Origin of the sequence: Cupriavidus sp. WKF15, assembly GCF_029278605.1 — a bacterium.
In the GTDB taxonomy this organism is placed as follows: domain Bacteria; phylum Pseudomonadota; class Gammaproteobacteria; order Burkholderiales; family Burkholderiaceae; genus Cupriavidus.
Map to the genome: position 1 here is coordinate 1757789 of NZ_CP119573.1, position 16645 is coordinate 1774433.

10 protein-coding genes are annotated in these 16645 nt (G+C 64.7%); 9 read left to right on the forward strand and 1 reads right to left on the reverse strand.

Annotation, left to right across the window (positions count from 1 at the left end; all coding sequences use genetic code 11):
- The first annotated feature begins 27 nt into the window (after positions 1–27).
- The 8 genes from CupriaWKF_RS25380 (at position 28) to tssJ (ending at position 13091) form a co-directional block, all read left to right on the forward strand.
- A complete protein-coding gene (locus CupriaWKF_RS25380) occupies positions 28–1821 on the forward strand; it encodes a hypothetical protein (RefSeq protein WP_276101202.1) in 1794 nt (597 codons plus the stop codon).
- On the forward strand, positions 1818–2714 hold the full coding sequence (locus CupriaWKF_RS25385) for a T6SS immunity protein Tli4 family protein (protein ID WP_276101203.1): 897 nt from the start codon (positions 1818–1820) through the stop codon (positions 2712–2714). The genes CupriaWKF_RS25380 and CupriaWKF_RS25385 overlap by 4 nt, the downstream gene beginning before the upstream one ends.
- Before the next feature lie 257 nt (positions 2715–2971).
- The gene (locus CupriaWKF_RS25390) at positions 2972–4237 is read left to right on the forward strand and encodes a hypothetical protein (RefSeq protein ID WP_276101204.1); all 1266 of its coding nucleotides are present in this window, start codon (positions 2972–2974) and stop codon (positions 4235–4237) included.
- Between the two features lie 742 nt (positions 4238–4979).
- A complete protein-coding gene (locus CupriaWKF_RS25395) occupies positions 4980–7934 on the forward strand; it encodes an ImcF-related family protein (RefSeq protein ID WP_276101205.1) in 2955 nt (984 codons plus the stop codon).
- Positions 7935–7960: 26 nt separating this feature from the next.
- Positions 7961–9550, forward strand: coding sequence for a type VI secretion system protein TssA (gene tssA / locus CupriaWKF_RS25400; RefSeq protein WP_276101206.1), 1590 nt, complete (start codon positions 7961–7963; stop codon positions 9548–9550).
- A 50-nt stretch (positions 9551–9600) separates the two neighbouring features.
- Complete coding sequence (gene tssF, locus CupriaWKF_RS25405; RefSeq protein WP_276101207.1) at positions 9601–11424, forward strand: type VI secretion system baseplate subunit TssF; 1824 nt, start codon at positions 9601–9603, stop codon at positions 11422–11424.
- A gap of 74 nt (positions 11425–11498) precedes the next feature.
- Positions 11499–12482: a type VI secretion system baseplate subunit TssG gene (gene tssG / locus CupriaWKF_RS25410; protein WP_276103203.1), complete on the forward strand. Its 984-nt coding sequence runs from the start codon at positions 11499–11501 to the stop codon at positions 12480–12482.
- 75 nt (positions 12483–12557) lie between these two features.
- The gene (tssJ, locus tag CupriaWKF_RS25415) at positions 12558–13091 is read left to right on the forward strand and encodes a type VI secretion system lipoprotein TssJ (protein ID WP_276103204.1); all 534 of its coding nucleotides are present in this window, start codon (positions 12558–12560) and stop codon (positions 13089–13091) included.
- 16 nt (positions 13092–13107) lie between these two features.
- On the opposite strand, the gene CupriaWKF_RS25420 is transcribed toward tssJ, so the two are convergent.
- Positions 13108–14874, reverse strand: coding sequence for a sigma 54-interacting transcriptional regulator (locus CupriaWKF_RS25420; protein ID WP_276101208.1), 1767 nt, complete (start codon positions 14872–14874; stop codon positions 13108–13110).
- 138 nt (positions 14875–15012) lie between these two features.
- Between CupriaWKF_RS25420 and CupriaWKF_RS25425 the strand changes: the two genes are divergently transcribed.
- Positions 15013–16560, forward strand: a complete 1548-nt coding sequence (locus CupriaWKF_RS25425; protein WP_276101209.1) for a carboxyl transferase domain-containing protein — start codon at positions 15013–15015, stop codon at positions 16558–16560.
- Positions 16561–16645 lie beyond the last annotated feature (85 nt).

Sequence of the window (16645 nt, forward strand, 5' to 3'; positions counted from 1 at the left end):
CGCCTAACCGTACACCCGAACAACACCATGGCCGAAGCGAGTCCCGTTTTTATCCATAGCGTCGTCGACGACAATGGCGACCTGTACAGTTCAGTAACCCTGACGCCGGCAGAGGATCAGCGCGAAAAGATCATTCTTGCCAAGCCTTACGTGATCCCCGTCCTCTTCCTGCCCGGCATCATGGGAACCAATCTCAGAAAGGGGAAAGGGAAGAACATCGCCTGGCGACCACCCAATGCAGACCTGCGGGGAGCGGCCGATCTGATTTGCCAGCTTTTCAGCTATGTATTCAAGAATACGAAGGATCGGGCCAATGATCTGGCCACTGAGACCGTTGAGGTTGACCCCAGTGGTCCAATTGATGCGGGGCAGAGCGGACTACCGAAGAATGTGCTGGTGGCGCGCGGCTGGGGTGCGTTGATGCGTTCGTCCTATCACCCGTTCATGGGGCAACTGCAACACTTCCTGAACTCGCTGGCGGAGTATGACTTCACGCGTTGCCAGGCCGACTTGAAAAACTGGGCAGCGGAGTTTGGGCAGGACCCACCTGGGGACTGGGGCGCGGAGGGTGGCGAGGCGTTGACCCGCGAGGAAATCCTCCATGCCGCCAACTACCAGTTCGACGTGTGGGCCGGTGGCTATAACTGGCTGCAAAGCAACCGCGACTCTGGTGCGGCCATCAAGGATCTGATCGAGAACACGATCCTGCCGTACTACAACGAAGGTAAGACGGTTGTGGTCGAAGACACCCCGGATGGCCAAGGGAACAATCAGTGCAGCATCCGACGCAAGAGGCCAAATCGCGCGATGGCGGAACAGGTCATCGTCGTCACGCATTCGATGGGCGGGCTGGTGAGCCGCTCGCTCACTGAAATCCACCAGTGCGACAAGGTACTCGGTGTTTCGCACGGCGTGCAGCCAGCTACGGGTGCGCCGGCCACGTACAAGCGCATGCGTTCCGGCTTCGAAGGAGCGGAACAGCTCTTTCTCGGCCGGAACGCGGCGGATGTGGTTGCCATCCTTTCGCAAGCACCCGGGGGATTGGAACTGTTGCCCACTGCGGACTACAACGATGGCAAGCCGTGGCTCAGGTTGCGTGACAAGAGGACCGGTGCAGATCTCATGCGGCCGCTGCCGATCAATGGTGATCCCTATAGCGAGATTTATCTCTCGCCGGAATGGTATGGGTTGGTGCCGGAGGGGAATCTCGGACTGATGAATCCAGACGGCAAGAACGCGGAGTTACGGTCGGCGAATGGCATTAAGTCAGAGAGAGAGACGCCCCGCGAGGCCCTGAGTCGGACAATCGTTAAGTTGAGAGAATTTCATGAGTCTATCGATAAACGATACAAGGTACCTACCTATGCTCACTATGGCGTACAAGGTCGGCGCGATGCCGACAGCGACAAGGGCGGCCTGTTCGGGACGGGCGTGATGGCGAGTAAGGATCGGTTCACCTGGGGCGAGGTGGCCTGGGAAGGGGCAGGCATTGGTGCTCTGGAACCGAGCGGAGTCATCATCGCCAGCGACGATGGCAATGGAACATTGAGGACATCAAGCGGGCTTACCCTGACGATTGGCGGGCCCGATTGCCCAGGCGACGGTACCGTGCCGAGGTACTCCGGCGCGGCCCCAGGCAAGGCGGGGATTGCGATGAGTTTTGCACATGGGCAGGGTAGCCCTGGGCTGCACAACTCAGATTTTTGTTATGACCACCAGGGCAGCTACGGAGACAAACATCAGCGTTCGCTTTATGCAACGATGTTTGCCATCGTCAAGATCGCTCAGCAAGCGCAATGGCACAAGAAGGAGTCGGCATGAAAGCGGGATGGAGAACACGGGCGATTGGCCGGCACCTGGTTGACTTGCAGGGCGACGCGCGAACGATTGAAAGCTATAGGTTTAACAAGGTGCCGATTGAACTGCTGCCGGCAATCCGGACAGGTCAACACTTCAATGATTTGGTTGCTCGAAGGGAGCAGGAACTTCGAGCAATGCGAAAGAAATCGGGAGGCAGCCTGTTCATTGAGCGTGTGACCCACGCGAATGGATCGGTGACGCTTGTCTCTTGGCTGGACTTGGGCGTGGAGTACTACCATTTCGATTCCTACATTCGAGCAGGGTCGAGAGCGTTGCAGTACTCGGGAGACGTGTCGCCGAGCCGCAAGATATCTGCATTGTCAGCCTGTGACGAGTTGGCGCGGGAATGGCGAGAAGTCGCGCCCGGAGAGATGCCAACGGGCCTTGGTTACGTGGCGGATGACACGATTCTGATGGACAGGGACATGAACCGGGAAAGCTGGGAGATGGTCATTCAGTTGGCCGGTAAGCCCGATGTGTCATTCAAGATTTCCGCCTACGCGCAGTATCAGGTGGAGCCAGGCCTGCGACAGCGTGCCGGTGGCATCCTGGCCGGATTGCTGGGCGCGGTGGCCGGCGTCTCGCAACTACGAAACCGAGAGCGTCCGGTTGGCCCAATACAAGGCGATGAGATTCTGGTGGCGGGAACGCAGGATGGCAAGCGGACCTATGGGTTCAAATGGGAGGCGCCAGGCAAGGCAAATTCCCTGGCCGAGCCTAATCTGAATGCATCGTTGCAGGTCGGTGAAAGCGCCTACCTTACCAATAAAGAATCGTTTGCCAGTGACGATGAAGCACTGGAATTGTGGGATGCCGTGGTGGGCTCCCTGCGTTTGCGCCCGGGGGCCGTATGAGCAAGTTCTTCTCTCGCCGCCGCATGCTTTTGTCCATGGCAGCCGCGTCGGTTTCGATGGCGGCTTCGGAACTATCGCTTGCGTCGTCTCCTAACCTATCAGTTGGGGAGGCCATGCGCTATTTGTGTGAGGATGTCTTCCCATCGATTCACCAGAAGCGCCACGAATCCAGTGATGGTGCTGCAGGCTGGAGCCACCGCGCTCGTGCCACCACACATCCTCTCGTCTTGTGGAGGACGGAATGATCGGAGCGAGGCATGGCGGTTGATTTCTCGCTTCTGCCGGCAGAAGAGCAGGAGATTGCCGAGCGGCCGTCACGGGTGGCATGGGCGATCGCGTTCCTGGTCATGGTGCTGGGAGGCGTATTGGCGGTCCTCCTGTCATGGCCGAAGCATTTGCCGACCCACACCTGGAAATTCTGGGCAACGTTGATCGTCTTTCCTGTGGGAGTACCGGTCTGGATCGTGCTGCGCAGGTATGGCCATCACGAAGGCCGCAAGCTCGACGTTCTAATGCGCAACGAGGCGATTCGCAAGTACAACGAGCACGTGTTTGCTGTCGCGGCGCGTCCGTTGGCAGTGCTCGGTGTGGCTCATCGGATCTCGTCAGATCGGAATGTGAACGCCCTGGCCAGCATACAGGCTGGTACTGTCAGGATCGGTACTCAGGAGCCTATCGCCAACGAAGGTGATCCAGTGAGGGCCCGCTGGTTGGAAGTGCCTGGCGTAGAGCTTGTGCCCGGTGGAAAAGAGAAGGATGATGATCGTCAGCGCAAGGCGATGCAATGGCTGTATTCAGAGTTGCTTGACGACCTTGCAGAACGAATTCGAGCGTTGCCTTTGCAAACAGGTTTCGGCGTTAGCCTATGGATCTCAGGTGGATTGCATAGGCAGGACCATGCGGCGCTCTGGGAGAAAGCCTGGCAAGAACGTCAGTTCCGAGCCATGGACCTCATTGAGGAGGCTGAGCCAGCCGGTCTTCATGTCGTTGATGGCTGGCTTGACGAGATTGCTGGCCAAGGCAAGCGCGACGCGAGGCTGATCGTGGCCATTCAACTGCATCCGGTGCTGAGCGACACGCCGCCCCCTGATACGGCCGAAGCCGGTGTGGCGGTTCTGCTCATGCCGGATGAAGCGGCAAGCAGGCTGGCCGTGGAGCGTGAGGCCAGCCTCCATCGTCCAGTACGCGGTCCTGTTGACCAGTCGAACGGCGCCCTGTTACATGCCCTCAAGTGGGGCGATACCAAGGCCTCGGACATAACGAAGGGTTGGCAGACCGGCTTTGATGCCGCAATGGCTGGAGTTCTGCACAGGGCAGCTATGCAGATTGGACTCGAAACACAGCCGATAGACCTCGATCAGACTGTCGGGCATGCCGGGGTTGCGGCATCTTGGCTGGCAGTCGCGTGCGCTGCTGGATCGTTGTCCGGCGATGCCCCAAGTCAGATCATTCTTGTCGGCGGGCCGGACGGCGTGGACGCCGCGGTCATTCGGCGGCAATCACATGAGACGCGGCCCGTCTAGGCAGACGGTGTGGGTCTGGATCTACCGCTGCGGGCCAACTCAGTTGGTACAGCCGAGCCCGAGACTGATACCGTCACAGCACTCGTCGTACATGGATGCTTAAGTTCATAAGGACGGTTGACATCCACGTCGGCCACTCCAAATAGGCTCGATTCACGGGCATAAAGGTTTTTCCCGAACAATGAAGAAGCTGAGGATCGACCTGGCCTCAATACTCGTTCTTGCACTAGTGTTTGCCGGTGCCATCGGGTTGTGGGGCGAGACCATCGGTATTAAGACGCCAGAAGCACGAAGCTATTGGTCATCGGCAATAGCTGTTGGCGCGCTTGTGCTAGCCATATTCGCGTCGTTTGATCGCCTGAGCCGCTGGTGGGACGCATTGAATGCGCTGAGGAAGTGGCTGGGATTCCGTACATCAGAGATGGCTGGCACAACGCAAGGCAGCATTGTTGCCGTCGATGCTCGACCGGGTGTGGCATCGGAGCCCCTGGAGCGACTCCGTCAGACAGCAAGGCAGCAAAATGGCTTTCGTTGGCACTACCGCCAACCTTGGCTACTTCTGACCGGCGATGACCATGCCATCGCCAAACTCCTTCCTGGTCTCGCCGAGTCAGGTTGGCTGATCACCCCCGACGTCGTACTCCTGTGGAGCAGGACCGACAAGAGCGGACAGCCGGATGCCACTTGGCTTAGGCAGCTCTACAAACTGCGCTGCCGCCGTCCGGTCGATGCGATAGTTCTCGTGTCTGACGGCGACGCGAAGGTTTCGTCGCAGCGGGGAAGTCATCTGCACGGCCTCCGCCTGGCCCGCATTGCCGAGGTATTGCATTGGTCCGCGCCGGTATATCTGCTGGATGTCGCGCAGACCAATGCAGCCGCCAATGGCCATACGCCGGTGATCGGCTGCGAGCTGCCACGTCCTGCAGATGCCGAAGTCATCGACCATGTCCTGCAAACCTTGCGCGACCAGTTGTCGGATCGCAGCGTCGAGCAGCTGATCCAGAACGGGCGCGATTGCTACATGGGCGAACTCTCGCAGCGGCTCGATACCCGCGGACCGGCGCTGGCTGACTGGATCGCGGGACTGCACGGCACCCAACGCCGGCGTCTTCCGCTGCACGGCATCGTGTTCGCCCCATATCCAACCTCTACTGCCAATGCGAACGCCGAACCCAGCGCCGACCTGCCGCTCTGGCAATACCTTGGCGAGGCCGCGAGGCGTCAGCCGGGTCGGCGCATCGGCTGGCACCCGGTCACCGTGTGCTCCATCCTGGCGCTGACAGCCATTGGCCTATGGAGCGCCGGCATGCTGGTATCGGGGGCGCTGAACGCGGGGGACGTGCATGCCGCCCAGCAGGTCGTGACCGAGATCCAATCGGCCCCCGGTCCCGCCGCCCGCCTGCGCGCGCTGCTGGCCTTGCAGCAGCAGATCGAACGCTACGAGTACCGCACGCAGCATCATGCGCCGCTGCTGACCCGCTTCGGGTTGAACCGCGACTCCGAGGTGCTGGCCGCTCTGTGGCGACCCTACGCACAGGCTAGCCGCCCGCTGCTGACCACGCCCGTACAGCAGGACCTCGAAGCCTCGCTCGTCGATCTCACACAGATGCGCACCGACACGCTGGATAAACAGACCAGCCGCTGGGCGCTGGGCGGTCACCAGGGCCTCAAGACCTACCTGATGCTGGCCCAACCCGAGCGCGCCGAGCCTGGCTTCCTGGCCCAGCAACTGGTGCAGCACTGGTCCACCGACGCCCGGATTACGCCGGGCGAGAAGCAGGACCTGGCCGAACGTCTGCTGAAGTTCTACGCCCAGCACCTCAAGGCCAACCCTGCCTGGCGCATCGAGCCTCGGCCCGAACTGGTGACCGGCGCGCGCCAGACCCTGCTGGCGGTCATAGGCGAGCGCAATGCCGAAGACACGATCTACCAGGGCATCATCAACGCCTTCGGCGACAACGGCGGCAACAAGTACCCGGACGCGACCCTGGTGTCGCTGACAGCCGGCACCGATCCCCGCGGGCTGGTGCGCACTGCGGCGAACGTGCCCGGCGTCTTCACCCGCCAGGCCTACGAAGGGTATATCGCTCCCGCCATCGAGGCCGCCGCCAGGCGCACGGAGATTGCCAGCGACTGGGTGCTGACCGACGGCAAGCCGCAGGGCGCTCAACAGACGACCAGCCGCTCCGCCGAAGCCCTGCAGGCCGCCCTGACCGCGCAGTACTTTGCCGACTATGCGGACCGCTGGCAGGGCTTCATGAACAGCCTGCAATGGGAACCGGCGCCGACGCTGCCGGCCGCCATTGACCAGCTCAAGCTGATGGCCGACGCGCGCCAGTCGCCGGTGATCGCGTTGATGAAATCGCTCGAGTACCAGGGCGGCGCCGGCGCTCGCAAGGACTCCCTGTCCGATACGCTGGTGGCCAAGGCCCAGGATTTGCTGGGCAAGAAGGCGCAGGGGCCGGAGGGCCTCAGGCCGGATGCGGCCGGACCGCTGGGCGCCGCCTTCGGCCCGGTGCTGCGGCTGTTGGCTCAGACCCAGGCAGGGCAGGGCACCAGTGGTGACCTGAGCCTGCAACGCTTCCTCGACCGCGCGACGGCGCTGCGCCTGCGCCTGCAGCAGGTCAGCAACAGCGCCGACGCCGACGCACAGGCCCGCCAGATGGCGCAGGCGCTATTCCAGGGCAAGGGTTCGGAGCTGGCCGATACCCAGGCCTATGCCCAACTGATGTCCGCCAGCCTCGGCAACCAGTGGGCGGGCATGGGCGAGACCTTGTTCGTGCGGCCGATCGCCCAGGCGACACAGACCGTGCTGCAACCCGCGCAGGCGAGCCTGAACGACGCGTGGCGGCAGGGTATTGCGATGGCGTGGGGCAGGTCGTTCGCCGGGCGCTATCCGTTCGCCGACAGCGCCAACGATGCCTCGCTGCCCGAGCTGGCGCGCTTCCTGCGCCCGCAGACCGGACTGATCGGATCGTTCCTTGGCACGCAGCTGGCCGGCGTGCTGGAGCTGCAGGGCGATCGATGGGTGCCGGCGGCCACCGGCGGCCAGGCACTGGCCTTCGACCCGGCCTTCCTCAAGGCGGTCAATGCCCTGCAACGTATCGCCACCCACCTGCTGGCCCAGGGGGAGCCCCAGTACCGCTTCGAGGTCAAGCCGATTCCCACCCCGGGCCTGACTGACACGGTACTGACGCTCGACGGCCAGAAGCTGCACTACTACAACCAGCGCGAGACCTGGCAGGCAATGACCTGGCCGGCCAACAACCTGCAGGACCTGGGCACCCGGCTGCAATGGCAGACCGAGCGCGCGGGTACCAACAAGAGCTATGAGTTCGGCGGCCGTTGGGGACTGGTGCGGATGCTGGAGCGGGCGCACATCGAGCCGCTTGACAGCGCTACCTATCAACTGACGTGGCGAGGCATAGCGGACAGCAAGGGGCCGGAAGGCGTGGCCGAGGCGAACGGTCTGTCCGCCGGCGCGATCGACAGCGATCCCGACAGACTGACGGCCCGCGCCGCGAAGCTCCCGCCACCGCCGGAGGTGACATATCCGCTCAGCTATCAGATGCGCACCGAGGTCGGCCAGGGGCCGCTGGAGATGCTGGCGCTACGGGGCTTCGTGCTGCCGTCACGCATTTTCGTGGGCCGGGAGCGGCAGGCCGTGGCATACACCGCGCCCGGGCCGCACCAATAGCGCCATCGCCAATGGAGAACGAATCCATGTTCAGCAAGCTTCTCAATGCGCTGTTCGGCTCGCGCGCACCCGCGGACCTCGCGCGTTCGACACAGGTCCTCTGGGAGCCGTGGCTGCTGCCGATCCGCCCGGAGGCTCCGGTGGGCGACGATCCCGGCTACCACGACGACTTCCTGGCCATCAAGGAGGAAGTCGCCAGGCTGTCCAACATCAACGATACGCTAATCGTGGAGTCCGCAAGCGAACTGCTCAAGAACGTCGCCAAGGATGTGCGTCTGGCGGTCTACTATGCCTACGGACGTATGCGGCGCGACGGCGCGGAAGGGGTCGCGTGCGGCTTCGAATTGCTGTCGGCGCTCATCGACCGCTTTGGCCCCCAGTTGCTGCCCGCCCGCGCCGAGAGCCGCAAGGCTGCGCTCGAATGGCTGGCTGGCGCCACCTTCACCGACCGGCTCGACCGGGTACCGGACCTGACTGGCGCGCCCCTGGATCGCACGCTGTCCGCGCTCGCCCTGATCCAGGAGCGCACCGGGCAGTGGCCGGAGCCGGCGCGCCCGGCGCTCGACGGACTCTTCCGCCGGTTTGAGGACCGTTTGGAAGGGCGGCTCGCGTCACCATCGGCTGACGAGGGTGCTGGCATCGCCGAACGATCAAGACCGTCCGCCGCCTCGTCGGCGGTCCTGCCGGCCGGCGAGGTGGCCTCTGCGCGCGACCTGCTCGAGCGGGCACGCCAGATGGCGCTCTTCCTGCGCGAGCAACCCCACGGTTATCTCGCCGCCTATCGCCTGATGCGCTGCGTGCGCTGGGATACCCTGACCGACGTGCCGCCGCATGAGGCAAGCGGCAAGACCCGCCTGGTGGCGCCCCGCGCCGAACTGCGCGCCCAGCTCAAGCGCCTGCTGCTGCAAAAGCAGTGGCCGGAATTGCTCGACCGCGTTGAACAGGCCTTCGCCGAAGGGGCAAACCACTTCTGGCTGGACTTGCAGTACTACGCTTTCACCGCCCAGGACCAGGCGGGCGGCGAGTACGCGCGCGTGCGCGACCTGCTGGCGACGGATTGCGCGCTGATGCTGGAGCGCCTGCCCGGCCTCGATCAGCTGGCCTTCACGGACGGCACGCCGTTCGCGGACGACACCACGCTGGCGTGGATCGCCCGACATGCCACCGTGCGAGACGTCGAGCGCGGCGAGGCGGTTGCGCCGGTGTCGGTTGCCTCCGCCAGCACCGACTGGGCGGAGACGGAAGCCCAGGCGGCCGACCTGGCCGCCCAGCAAGGCCTCGATGCCGCCTTCGCCTGGCTGCAGGGACTGCCCCTGCCCGACGGCGAACGCGACCGCTTTGTCCGGCATCTGGTGATGGCGCGCGTCGCGCAAAGCGCTGGCCGGGCCGATACGGCCCTGCACCTGCTGTCCGCCCTCGACCTCTGCGCCCAGCGCTCCCAGCTGGCGACCTGGGAGCCGTCGCTCGCATTCGAAGCCAAGCAGCAACTGCTGCGGCTGCTCAAGGCCCGCCTGGCCCGCAAGGATGTGGACAAGGCCGTACTGACCCAGCGTATTGATGGGCTGGCGGGCGACCTGACCGCCATCGACCCGGCCCGCGCCGTGTCCCTTGCCTGACTGCCCTCGCCTGACTCCCTCGCCAAACTGCCGAGCCAACTGCAACCTTCATGAATCACCCCACCCAAGACAACGATATCCTGCGCTACTACGAGGCGGAAATGCGCTACCTGCGCGAGGCCGGCAAGGAATTCGCCCAGGCCTTCCCGGACCGCGCACGGATGCTCAACATCGACCGCATTGGCGAGCGCGATCCCCACGTCGAACGGTTATTTGAGGGCTTCGCCTTCCTGATGGGGCGGCTGCGCCATAAGCTCGACGACGAATTGCCCGAATTGACCGAAGGGCTGGTCAGCATGCTGTGGCCGCACTACCTGCGCATGATTCCGTCGCTGGCGATCCTAGAACTGACCCCAACCGCCGGCGCGCTGCAATGCCACGAGACGTTGCCGGCCGGACTGGAGGTCACGTCCGACCCGATTGCGCTGGGCATTCAGGCGGCCCATGGAGGCGACAGCGTCGAGTGCATCTACCGGACCACGCAGCCGGTCGATCTGTACCCGCTGCGGCTTACTGAAGCCAATGCCTATGCACGCGAGGATGGCCGCTCGGTGATCCGTCTGCGGCTTGCCCTGCAGATGCAGGGGCGCCGCGAGCGACTGGCGGTGCCGCGCCTGCGCCTCTATCTCCATGCCGACCGGCCATTGGCGCTGGCGCTTTACGCGGCGCTCACCGCCGAGCCTGTGGCCATGCAGGTGCGAGTTCCGGGCTACCCGGCCGACCGTGCTGGTGCACCCCAGCCGATGGCGAGCCTGCGCCTGGAACCAGCCGGATTTGCCGCCGGGGAGCGCCTGTGGCCGAAGCCTGACAATGCCTTTGGTGGCTACCAGTTGCTGCTGGAGTACTTCACCTTTCCCGAGAAGTTCATGTTCGTGGACCTGGTGGGGCTGGACCTGGACGCCATCCCTGAAGGTACCGGGCACTTTGACGTAGAGGTGGTGCTCAAGCAGCCGTTCCCGGAGGACATGCGCTTCTCGGCCGAGAATGTGCGGCTCTTCTGCACCCCGATCATCAACCTGTTTGACCTGGAGGCCGATCCGGTCACGGTCACCCACTTCGAGACCGAGTACCGGGTGCGGGCGATGGAGCAGCACGGGCAGCATGTGGAGGCATACTCGGTCGATACGGTGCGGGGCTTCGAAGCCGGCAGTGGCAAGCGCTTCGAATACGCACCGTTTGCGGCGTTCCGCCACCGGGGCGGCATGTTGCGCCACGAGATGCCGGAGCGCTACTTCCATACCCGCGTGCGTCGCGGCCCCTCGGGCAGGTTCGACACCTGGGTCGTGCTCGGGGGGCATGCCTGGGACCAACAGCAGATCTTGCCCGAGGAAACGCTGTCACTGTCGGTGACCGGCACCAATGGCATGCTGCCGCGCAAGGGCCTGCGCGAGGCGGGCATCACCCGCATGCGCGGCGGCTTCACCAATATCGGTACCGTGCGCAACCTGACAGCGCCGACCTTGCCGGTGTATCCGCCCACCGGCGACCGCTTTCACTGGCGCGTGCTGTCGCACCTGGCGCCCAACTACCTGTCGCTGCTTGACGCCGAGGTCTTGCGCGGCAGCCTGGCGCTGTATGACTGGACAGACGGAGAACTGAACCGCCGGCGCATCGACGCCATCACGGACGTGCGGCACCGGCCGCTCCAGAAGCTCGTCAAGGGTGGCCTGCTGCGTGGCGTGGAGATTACCGTGACACTGGACAGCACGCGCTTTGCCGGGGAGGGCGACGTGGAACTGTTCGGCGAGATGCTCAACCGGTTCCTGTCGCTGTACGCCACCGTGAATCTCTATACGCGGCTGGTGATCGTGTCGCAGCCGACGGGCAAGCGGCTCGCATGGGCCGACAGCAAAGCGGAGGGAACACCGTTTTGAGCATGCCAGACCAGGCTAACAAGTCCTCCCCGGCCGGTGCCTTGCTGCCGGCCCTGCTCGCAAACGCGCCGCGGATGAACGTCTTTCGGCTCTGCGAGCTGATCGAGCTATCCGCGCCGCGGCATCCGCCGCTGGGCACGACCGATTCGCCGGCCAACGAACCGGTGCGTTTCCGCTCGCATGGGCGCTTGGGCTTTCCCGGGCGGGAGATCCAGTCGGTCGAGCACGACAGCGACCGCCCCGATCGGCCGCCCGTGGTGCGCACGACCTTCCTTGGTCTCTATGGTGTCGATGCGCGCATGCCATCTTACTTCGTGGACGAAATCGCGCAGCGCCGAGATGGGGCCGAGCCGCTGGCGGCCTTCCTCGATCTGTTCCACCACAGGATTGTCACTCAGTTCTACCGCGTCGCACGCAAGTATCGCTATCCGGTGGGCTTCCGGGCGGGCGGACAGGACGAGGTGTCGCGTTATCTGCTGAGCCTGCTCGGACTGGGCCTCGGCGAGACGTGCGCCGGAAAGGCCCCGGTGGAAAACACCGTTGGCACGCAAAAGCTCTTGTCGATGCTGGGGCTGGCCAGCCAGCGCACGCGCACCGCCGAAGGCCTGGCCGGCGTGCTGCAGCACGCCGTACCGGACGCGCAGATTGCCGTCGAGGAATTCTTCCCGGTGTGGGTACGCCTCGACACCCCCGAGCCGATGCCGCTCGGGGAAAACTGCGTACTGGGACGCGGCTTCTACGACCGTGCCAACGCTGTGCGCGTTGTGATTACGCCGCAAGCACGCGAATCGGTGCTGGGGCTGATGCCGGGCAGGAACATGCATGGAGAGCTGATGGCGTTACTGCGCTTCTATCTCGGCTACACCGCGCATGCCCGGCTGGAGATGGAGGTACGACCCGAGCTGATGCCGGCCCCGGCCCTGAACTCGGAGCAGGTGAGCCTCGGCTACACCACGCAACTGAAGCCTCCGGCGGCAGGAGCCGACGCCGACGGCAGCGGCATGCCACGCATGACGCGCGTGCAACTTGGAACATGGAACGGAACCGGCGCAGCTTAGCGGCAGCAGGGCTGCGATTTCCAAATGCAAGACGAATGCCACACAGAAACTTGTTATCGCGGGAGGATCAACACCATGAGGCGACAGCTTCAAAACGGAGTCGGACTGCTGGTTGCCACCCTTATCGCCGGCTGCGGCGTTGGGCAGGCGGTAAAGGACAGCACGGTGGAGGCGGCCAAGTGGGCGTTTACGACGCAGGTCAAGACCATGAACCTCGACCTCGTCAGCCGGTCGTCGTTGAATACAAGCGGCGCCGGACAATCGCTGTCGACGGTAGTGAGGGTCTACCAGCTGAAGACGCCGCAGGTCTTCGAGCAACTGAGCTACGTGCAATTGCAGACGAATGATCTGGAGTCGCTCAAGCCGGACCTGCTGGCCACCCGGGATGTCATCCTGCGCCCAGATGCGAGCGTGAGCCTGAGTGAGCCGATGCACGCCGATGCCGAATATGTCGGCGTGGTGGCGCTATTCCGGAATGCCGGCAAGGAGACGGTCTGGAAGCTGGTGGTGCCGAAGAAGCAGTGGAAGAAGACAGATCCGGTGAAGATCGAAGTCCGGGACAGCACGCTGCAGTTGGCGGGCGTTGCCGGTAGCGCGCAAGCACGATGAAGACGGCCATGCCAGATCACCGCCCCGGCCCGCGCTCCAGAATCTTGTACAGATGCGAGCGCGAGATCCGCAGTTGCTCGGCAGCACGCTTCTTGTTGCCGCCATGGCGCGCAATCGCGTCGACCACCGCCGCGTAGGCAAGCTCGCTCATACCCGCAGCCGTTTCGCTAACCGGCAACGCGGCCGCCGAGGCAGGCACGCTGCCCGCGCCAGCCTCTTCATGCGGATAGGCCCGCGCCAGCGGATGCACCGGCGGTTCACTCTCCACCCCCACCAGCCCGCGCGCCGCTTCCCCGCGCGCGAAATCCGCGACGCGCAGCATGCGGCCATCGCAGAACACCAGCGCTTCCTCGATGCGCTGGCGCAACTGCCGCACGTTGCCGGGCCAGGGCTGGCCCGCAAGGTGACGCGCCACATCAAGATCGATCTTCGGCAAAGGCACGCCGTTGCGCGTGCAGAATGCGCTGACGAAGTGCTGCAGCAGCGCGGGAATGTCCTCGCGCCGCTGTCGTAGCGCGGGAATGCGCAGCACCACGCCACTGAGCCGGTAGTAAAGATCGAGCCGGAATCTTCCGGCATCGATCAGCGCCGGAATGTCGCGGTTGGTCGCTGATATCAGCCTGAAGTCCACCCGCTGCGCGCGCCGGCTGCCAAGGCGTTCGACCATGTGGTCTTCCAGCACGCGCAGCAGCTTGACCTGCATCTCCATCGGGATGTCCGCAACCTCGTCGAGGAAGACGGTGCCGCCGGCCGCGAGTTCGAGCTTGCCGGCCTGCCCCTGCCGCTGGCTTCCGGTGAAGGCGCCGGGCGCGTGGCCGAACAGTTCCGACTCGATCAGCGTCGCCGGCAGCGCGGCCAGGTTGAGGCTGACCAGCGGTCGTTCGCTCGCCGGTTCGCGTCCCGCGCCGTGGATCGCGTTGGCCACCAGTTCCTTGCCCGTGCCGCTTTCGCCGAGGATCAGCACCGGTACATCCAGCCGTGCCACGGTCTGGATCTCGCGGCGCAGGCGCTGCATCGGCGCGCTATCGCCAATCAGGCCTGACGCCGGCTGATGCTCGCGCAAGCCGTCCAGCTCGCGCTGATAGCGCGCGACCTGCGAGCGCAGTTCGCTCAGCTCGTCGTGCATGCGGACCATGGCCTCCGGCCCCTTGAACAGGATCTGGCCGATGGCCCCGACCACCTCGCCGTCCTGGCGGATCGGAATGCGGTTGACCACGCGCGTGACGCCGTTCATCTGCTGCAGTCGCCCGATCTCCGCCTTGCCGCTCGCTACGACCTGCGGCAGACGGGAATTCGGAATGACCCTGGCGGCGGGGCGCCCGATGCCTTCACCGGTATCCAGGCCCAGGAACTTCTCGTGCACGGGACTGATGAAGCGGACGCGGCCGTCCCGGTCGGCGACGGTGATGGCCTGGTACGGGTCGGTCAGGAAGTGATCGAGGATCGCGCTGGCGAAAGGGACCGTGCCAAGGAAGTCGAACAGCACCGTGTGCGTGTCCGCACGGTGCAGCAGGATCAGCTGGTTGCCCTCGTCTTCCAGGCAGAGGCCGATGTAGCGGTGCGCACCGGCCTCGACCGGAAACAGCCGGCTGCCATTGGCGCGGTCGATGGCCTGGTCGCAGGCGGCTTCCGCCGCATCGGCCGTGATGGGATCGGTACAGACGCCGACTGTTGCTGCGCGGCTTCCATCGGCTCCGCGCACCACGGCGCCTACGTGGCTTGTTCTTTGTGTTGCTGCTGAGGACACAAGCTGTCTCCATGTGTGTCCTTGTGGCGGACACATCCTGTCTCTATTGCGGACATCATAGAGGCGAAAACAAGAATCCTCAATCAAATCAAGGGGAAGTCAGCTGTCTTCCACATGGCATGGCTTGTGCGGTGATGACCCGACTCATAGCCCGAAGACAGCCGGAGACACGCCATGACCTGGCAACCCGAAATCGATGAACTGGCCTACCGGCGGCGTCTTGCCGAGCGCATGGGCGGCGAAGACAAAGTGGGCCGCCACCGCGAGGCCGGCAAGCTGACGGTGCGCGAGCGCATCGCCGCGATTGCCGACCCGGGATCGTTCCGCGAAGTTGGCGGCCTCAGCGGCAGCGGCCGCTATGACAGCAATGGCCGCCTGATGGACCTGGTGCCGTCGAACCTGGTGATGGGCCGCGCGCAGGTCGGCGGCCGCCCGGTCGTGCTGGTCGGCGACGATTTCACCGTGCGCGGCGGCGCCAATGATGGCGCCGTGGGCGACAAGCTGATCCACGCCGAGAAGATGGCGCACGACCTGCGCCTGCCGATGATCCGCCTGGTGGACGGCACCGGCGGTGGTGGCTCGGTGCGCAATATCGAGATCAAGGGCCACACGCTGATCCCGACCATGAAGGTCTGGCAGCACGTGGTCGAGAACATGTCGGTGGTGCCGGTGGTATCGCTGGCACTCGGATCCGTGGCGGGCATGGGCGCGGCGCGCGTGGCCGCGAGCCACTACTCGGTGATGGTGAAGGAGACCTCGCAGCTCTTCACCGAAGGTCCGCCCGTGGTGGCGCGCATCGGCCAGCAGCTCACCAAGAACGAGCTGGGCGGCAGCCACATCCACACGCGCAACGGCGTGGTGGACGACGAAGTCGCCACCGAGCAGGAGGCCTTCGACCATGCGCGCCGCTTCCTGTCCTACCTGCCCGCTTCGGTCCACGAGCTGCCGCCGCGCAGCGCGCCGGCCGATGATGCCGCGCGCCGCGACGAGTGGCTGCTCGCCGCCATTCCGCGCGACAGCCGGGCGGTCTACAAGATCCGCCCGATCGTGCAGGCGCTGGTGGACGCCGGTTCCTTCTTCGAGACCGGCCGGCAGTGGGGCTGCGCCATCGTCACCGGGCTAGCCCGGCTGGACGGCTGGCCGGTGGCCGTGATCGCGAGCGATCCGTACTTCCATGGCGGCGGCTGGGACAGCGAGAGCGCCGAGAAATTCACGCGCTTCGTCGACCTGGCGCAGGCCTTCCACCTGCCGGTGGTCAACCTCGTCGATACCGCCGGCTTCCAGATCGGCCTGGAGGCCGAGCAGGCGGGAATCATGCGCCATGGCGTGCGCGCGCTGGCCGCGGTGTACCAGGCGACCGTGCCCTGGTGCTCGGTCATCCTGCGCCGGGCGTATGGCATGTCCGCCGCCGCGCACCAGCATATGGGCCGGTTCAATTGCCGCTACGCGTGGCCTTCGGCCAACTGGGGCGCGATGCCGATCGAAGGCGGCCTTGAGGTCGCCTACAAGGCGGAGATCGAAGGTGCCGACGATCCGGTGCAGAGGCGCGCCGAGATCGAACAGCGCGTGCGCAGCCTGACGTCGCCGTTTCGCAGCGCCGAGGCCTTCGCCATCGAGGACATCATCGACCCGCGCGAGACCCGCACGCTGCTGTGCGAGTTCGCCAACCTGGCGGCGCCGCTGCGCGAAGCCGGCATCAGCCGTTTCGGCATCAGGCCCTGAACACGATGCAACGAGCAACGACATGCCGTGGCGACGGCCACGGCATGACCCGAACCTTTGGACTGGCCGCAGAAGCCAGACCACC

Coding starts and splice junctions, on each gene's coding strand:
- CupriaWKF_RS25380 (WP_276101202.1), top strand. CDS start 28: ATGGCCGAAGCGAGTCCCGTTTTTATCCATAGCGTCGTCGACGACAAT.
- CupriaWKF_RS25385 (WP_276101203.1), top strand. CDS start 1,818: ATGAAAGCGGGATGGAGAACACGGGCGATTGGCCGGCACCTGGTTGAC.
- CupriaWKF_RS25390 (WP_276101204.1), top strand. CDS start 2,972: ATGGCGGTTGATTTCTCGCTTCTGCCGGCAGAAGAGCAGGAGATTGCC.
- tssA (WP_276101206.1), top strand. CDS start 7,961: ATGTTCAGCAAGCTTCTCAATGCGCTGTTCGGCTCGCGCGCACCCGCG.
- tssF (WP_276101207.1), top strand. CDS start 9,601: ATGAATCACCCCACCCAAGACAACGATATCCTGCGCTACTACGAGGCG.
- tssG (WP_276103203.1), top strand. CDS start 11,499: ATGAACGTCTTTCGGCTCTGCGAGCTGATCGAGCTATCCGCGCCGCGG.
- tssJ (WP_276103204.1), top strand. CDS start 12,558: ATGAGGCGACAGCTTCAAAACGGAGTCGGACTGCTGGTTGCCACCCTT.
- CupriaWKF_RS25420 (WP_276101208.1), bottom strand. CDS start 14,874: ATGTGTCCGCCACAAGGACACACATGGAGACAGCTTGTGTCCTCAGCA.
- CupriaWKF_RS25425 (WP_276101209.1), top strand. CDS start 15,013: ATGACCTGGCAACCCGAAATCGATGAACTGGCCTACCGGCGGCGTCTT.